The organism is Daejeonella sp. (assembly GCF_044348475.1).
Taxonomy (GTDB): Bacteria; Bacteroidota; Bacteroidia; order Sphingobacteriales; family Sphingobacteriaceae; genus Daejeonella.
The window spans coordinates 1-5,466 of sequence record NZ_JBIKSU010000105.1; the positions used below are offsets into that span (position 1 = coordinate 1).

The following is a 5,466-nucleotide window of genomic DNA, read 5'->3' on the forward strand; positions in this document are numbered from 1 at the left end:
GGGAACCGAATGGCTCTTTGCGAATTCAACGCTCCTGGTCAAAAACCTACAATACGCTATTGAAACTTTTCGAAAAACTGTAAATAGCACTCAATCATACACGATTTGCCGTGGACTGTGATCCACGGCAGTTGACTCAAATCTTATCCAACCCCCTCCAAAACTTTAAAAAGTAGTACTTCAGCGGGTTGCTGTACTTGAGTTGCTTCCATGGTCGACTCGCATGAGGACGATGCCATACTGGGACATTCATAAGCAATGTGTTTTTGAATCCTAGATCCACCGATTTTTTAGAAATAAAGATATCGTGCCAATCTTTATCCTCATCTAATCCCTTAAAATCAAAAGCCTTCAAAAAGGAAAGTGAAAATAAAGTACAGCAAAAGCTTAAGCTTCGCTGGGTATCGATTACTGCATCTTTTACCCCTATGAACTTAAGGTATGGATAGTTGACTTCTCCCTTATCATCTACGGTCACTGAACCAACCAATCCTGTGTTTGGTTGAGCCGCGAGGTGGTCCAAAAGTGCTTGAATGGTGTTAGGAGTAATCACCACATCCGATTCCACCACCAAAAGCGGGATTTTTGCTTCCAGGGCTTGCCTCTGTGCAAGTTGCAGCACCAAGTTGTAGTTGGGTGAGGGATGATCCGTCAAGTCCTCGATATGAATCAGGTCATAGCCCAGTTCCTCCCGGTGCTTTTCCAAGATGTCCTTAGTTTCGACAGTACTGAAGTCGTTAAAAATGACATACTTGACTTTTACCGTGGATTTAGTAATTGCCCGCGCGGTATCCAGCGTGGTTTCAATTGCGTTTTTTACGGGATTAATGACAAGTACCTGAGGCATGGCTGTATCTAATGGAATGATTGATTTAATTAAATTTGACATCAAGCTGTCTTTTTTGCTAAGGCTTTCAATTGGATATCTATAGCCACTATCTCATTTTCAGCCGCGTCAATGTGATCTAACATTATATTCAGTCTTCTTTTTAATCAATTACGTTCATGCAAAAATGCCTCCAGATTTTCATTAAAGCTAATCTTCTTTCGTTTAATATTTCCTGTTCACGCGAAATCTTTGTCATAAGTTTATATTTATTGTGGTACCAATATACAATATTGGAACCTCAAGAGTATGCTACAAGAAGTTTTATGCTAAGCAGTTAAAAAATAAAATCCTTTCAATGCGTGCAGATGACCTTAATTTAACGAGGTTGAAGTTAATAGGTAACAAAATTTCAAAATCAAAATCTCAAATAATAAGCTTGGCGCTTTGCGAGCTATATTCAACTAAATACCTGGAGGTGATATGATAGAAGAAAGAATGAAGGGTGACCGAGGTATTCTATTTAAAGTCACAAAAAAAAAGAAGCTGATTTTGTGTTAAAACTACCCAGACCTCTACAAGACAAGTTCGAGGATTAACAGTGCTAAAATACCTTAAAATTACTAATTTTAATGCCTAAAATAGTCGATTAAACGTTGTTTAAGACCATTTTAGGCATTGTGGAGAATATCGGATTCGAACCGATCACCTCTTCACTGCCAGCGAAGCGCTCTAGCCAAATGAGCTAATCCCCCTTGATTGGAAAGTTTTAAAAAATTGGTTCTTCGGGTACAATTATCAGCATTTTTAACGACTTTTTCAAGTTAGTAAAGGACAGTTCAAGATTTTTGTCATCAAAATTTACTGGAAGGTCGATTTGTAAATGCAGAAATGAAAGCTGTTCAACATGCTTTTCAGATTTATGTCTAATGATCAGATGATATGGGTTATAAACTCACTTTGGTTAGTCTAAGGGCATATAAAATTTCATTTATCAAGATATTTCATTTCTTTTTTGCCGGGTGCAAGGCTTTTTTTTTAGTATCCAGAGCACATATTTGCCCTTGAGCATGTGCAAAATGTAGCGTTCGAAATTAGTACAGAATTGTCATAGTATTATCATAAAAGTATATATTCGTTGTATATTATTTCAGAGAACTAGGTTTAATTCTATACATTTATTTAATAAATATTTTAAGTTTATAATAATAATTTATTTAAATTTAATTAAATGTTAAGTGCTATCAGGTGCACTTAAAAAAAACTGGGCGTATCTGAAAAGCCATACGAGTAGGAGAAACCATAAACATTTAACATGTCAACCTTATTTCTTAATGCAACAAGTGCGATGTCTGCTGATGCTACAGCTTTATCGCGTATTACAAACGGTGATCCAATAGCTATAACCTTCTTTATTGGTTATATGGCTATGTTGGCGTCTGCAGTATTCTTTTTCTTTGAAAGAGGTTCAGTAGATCCAAAATGGAAAATTTCATTATTAGTTTCAGGATTAATTACTGGAATTGCAGCAGTACACTATTACTACATGAGAGATTTTTATCTTGCAACAGGACAAAGTCCAACGGCATTTCGTTATGTAGATTGGACACTTACTGTTCCATTGATGTGTGTTGAGTTTTATCTATTAACAAAGCCATTTGGTGCTAAAAGCTCAACTTTATTCAAGTTGATTATTGGTTCATTAGCCATGCTAATCTTTGGTTTTATTGGTGAAACTTCAGGTATTGATAACAATATCATGTGGGGAGTTCTTTCTACTCTTGGCTACTTGTACATCGTTTACGAAGTATTTGCAGGTGATATTGCTAGATTGACAAAAGAATCAAATAGCCCTGCTTTGGCTAATGCTATGTTCTTATTGAAAATCTTCATCACTTTAGGTTGGTCTATCTATCCAATTGGATACATGGTATTACCTGGAAACCTTTTATCAGGTATGTTTGAAGTTAGCTCAATTGATTTGTTCTACAACGTAGCTGATGCAATTAACAAAATTGGTTTCGGTTTAGTTATCTATTCTGTAGCAATAGCTGAAACAGCAAAAGCTAAAAAGGCATAAGCTGTTTTTAATATATTGAATTTCAATTAATCTAAAAACAAAAGGTATCCTCAACGGATGCCTTTTGTTTTTTATTCCCTTTTTACTTGTATTTACATCATGATGGATGCCAATATAATTGTAGTTGGTGCTGGTTGTGCAGGCATGCAATTAATAAATGCCTTGCTCAAGTTGCCTGCCGAACAGACTGGGGATATTTTGCTAATAGAAAGTAATCAGCAGGTTATTCATAAATCCTGGTGTTTCTGGACCAATAAACAATCAGAATATGATTTTTTAATCGGAAAGTATTGGTCAGAATTAAAATTTGGCTCTTCAAAGGCTGATTTATCTGGCGAAATTACACCATACCGATATAATTATATCAATAGCGAGTTGTTTTTTGAATATCATAATCAACTGATCTCCAATTCTTCGAGGGTTAAGGTTATTCATGAGGAAGTAAAAATGTGTACTTCAGATTCTAACTTAAAACAAGTGCACACCCAGAATAATATATATCAAGCTCAGCATGTTTACAGCAGTATAGTTGATTATTCAACTATTGAGAACAATAAGGTTTTACTTTGGCAGCATTTTAAGGGATGGTTTATAAAAACTGAACAGGCAGTTTTTAAGTCTAATCAGGCTACCATCATGGATTTTAATATAGCTCAGAATCAGGCAGTACATTTTATGTATGTTTTGCCATTTTCTGAAACAGAGGCATTGATTGAATTTACTTCTTTTTCGTCAATGGAGAGCTATTCTGATCTGGAATATGATGCCTATCTTAAAAAGTATATTTCTGAAAAATTTAATTGCTCTTATGAGCTCATTAGAGAAGAAAGAGGTAAAATTCCGATGACTGAGTTTGAATTTCCCGCTTGTTCTAGCGACGGAATAATCCATATTGGATCTGCAGCGGGTGCAATCAAACCAAGTACAGGCTACGCATTTAACAGGATTTCGCGGCACACAGAATATTTGATAAAATGCTTTTTAACAAACAATACTAGTATAAAAAAGTTACCTGGGTTAGGCAGATTCCATTTTTATGATACCTTACTTCTTCAGATTATTCAGAATCAACCAGAAAAAGTTTCTGTAATCATGGAACAATTATTTTTGAATAACTCCTTCAAACAAATTTTATCATTTTTGGATGAGAGTACTTCACTTTTGCAGGAGCTAAGCCTTTTTAATACATTGCCTAAGCGATTATTCCTTAAACAGGTTTTCAAATATGTTCAAGCTCAATTATAAATCTAATCGGTTTAAATTCTTGATTCTAGCCTTTGGCCTGTTTGTAATACACTATTTTTTTCCTTTACATTCAACTTTACAGCTCATTTTCTTTGGTTTAGGAGTAATTCTTTTTGGAATCCCACATGGATCTTTAGATCATTTTATTTATCATAAGGAACGAAACGAAGTAATGAATATGAGGTCGATCAGTAAGTTTTTATTGTTCTACTTAGGGTTTGCGGTGCTTTATGCCTCATTGTGGTTGATTAGTGTTGAGTTATCTATTTTACTATTTATAGTAATCTCTGCCTATCATTTTGGTGAGATGGATTTAAAGGCGCTTGCAATAAAAACAAGTTTAAGCTCCAGAATTTTATTTTCATTTTATGGCTTACTTTTTCTAGTCAATTATCTGCTCTTTCAATTCCCTAATGTAGAATCTATCCTTCTTGGTTTTCCAGATTTTGAACAAAGCCAGATTGAAAGGCTTAGATTGCTTTATGGATATCAGGAAGAAGTGATGATTGCTTCTTTGCTCATTTTTATACCCATTTTATCAATCTACTTATTTCAAAGTAAACTACTTGGTTTAGTTCAACTAGAAACTGTTTTACAATTAGTGGTATTGATGCTAATTGTATTTAATCTGCCCATATTACTCGGTTTTGGCTTTTATTTTAATATCTGGCACGCTGGGCTTTCTATGATTGAAATAAAAAAATTCTTAGGCTGGCAAGATAAAAGCTATTGGTTTATTTATCGTAAATCGTGGTTGACAAATGGTTTATCATTTTTAATGATTGGACTTTTGTTTGTAGTTTTTAAGGGTAATTTAGAGAGGTTATTAGCCATTTTTTTTATGTCAATAGCCATTTTAACAGCTCCGCACATGAAGGTTATCTCTGTGCTGTTTTCAAAAGAACGCTAATTAACTAATCATATTTTCTATTTTAATTTTTTTTTCACTCCTCTGATATTGGATACAATTTGTCTTATAACTTATTGATTAGCATTGATTGCAGTTGAAATATTTATACTATATAACCGTATTGAGTATAGATAATAACCGATAAATGGATATAAATTCAATTATAATGGATGTCAAACATTTACTATAAATTTGACTTTAACAAAAAAGTAAACATGTTAATAAATGAAAAAAATAATACGATACCCTTCAATTCTTTTTCTTTTGATTTCAACTATTGCGATAGTTCGATTTATCTGGTTAAGTAATGATCACTTAGAATGTTCACAGAAAGTTGAAAATAAACGAGATTCTAATGGTAACCTAGTAACCATAAAAAGTCATGTTTGCAATGAGAAATATAGT

Annotated in this window: 5 protein-coding genes and 1 tRNA gene; 4 read left to right on the top strand and 2 right to left on the bottom strand. The window is 33.8% G+C overall.

The genetic code is table 11. The annotated features are described in order from the left end of the window. Positions 1 to 136: 136 nt before the first annotated feature. Together ACIQZ6_RS11620 and ACIQZ6_RS11625 are read right to left on the bottom strand one after the other, a co-directional pair. Positions 137 to 889 carry a glycosyltransferase gene (locus tag ACIQZ6_RS11620; RefSeq protein ID WP_306551182.1) on the bottom strand — a complete coding sequence of 251 codons (753 nt, stop codon included), beginning with the start codon at positions 887 to 889 and terminating at the stop codon, positions 137 to 139. Positions 890 to 1,507: 618 nt separating this feature from the next. Then, positions 1,508 to 1,581: transfer RNA gene (locus ACIQZ6_RS11625), tRNA-Ala, on the bottom strand. 560 nt (positions 1,582 to 2,141) lie between these two features. Here ACIQZ6_RS11625 and ACIQZ6_RS11630 point away from each other — a divergent pair. The 4 genes from ACIQZ6_RS11630 to ACIQZ6_RS11645 all read left to right on the top strand — a co-directional run. Beyond that, positions 2,142 to 2,906 (top strand): bacteriorhodopsin, encoded by a 765-nt coding sequence (locus ACIQZ6_RS11630; RefSeq protein WP_395811278.1) that lies wholly within the window; start codon positions 2,142 to 2,144, stop codon positions 2,904 to 2,906. A gap of 57 nt (positions 2,907 to 2,963) precedes the next feature. Continuing rightward, positions 2,964 to 4,151 (top strand): lycopene cyclase family protein, encoded by a 1,188-nt coding sequence (locus tag ACIQZ6_RS11635; protein ID WP_395811280.1) that lies wholly within the window; start codon positions 2,964 to 2,966, stop codon positions 4,149 to 4,151. Beyond that, positions 4,132 to 5,061, top strand: coding sequence for a Brp/Blh family beta-carotene 15,15'-dioxygenase (locus ACIQZ6_RS11640; protein ID WP_395811282.1), 930 nt, complete (start codon positions 4,132 to 4,134; stop codon positions 5,059 to 5,061). Before ACIQZ6_RS11635 ends, ACIQZ6_RS11640 begins: the two co-directional genes overlap by 20 nt. A gap of 225 nt (positions 5,062 to 5,286) precedes the next feature. Beyond that, the coding region (locus ACIQZ6_RS11645; RefSeq protein ID WP_395811284.1) for a hypothetical protein at positions 5,287 to 5,466 on the top strand (180 nt) is incomplete at its 3' end.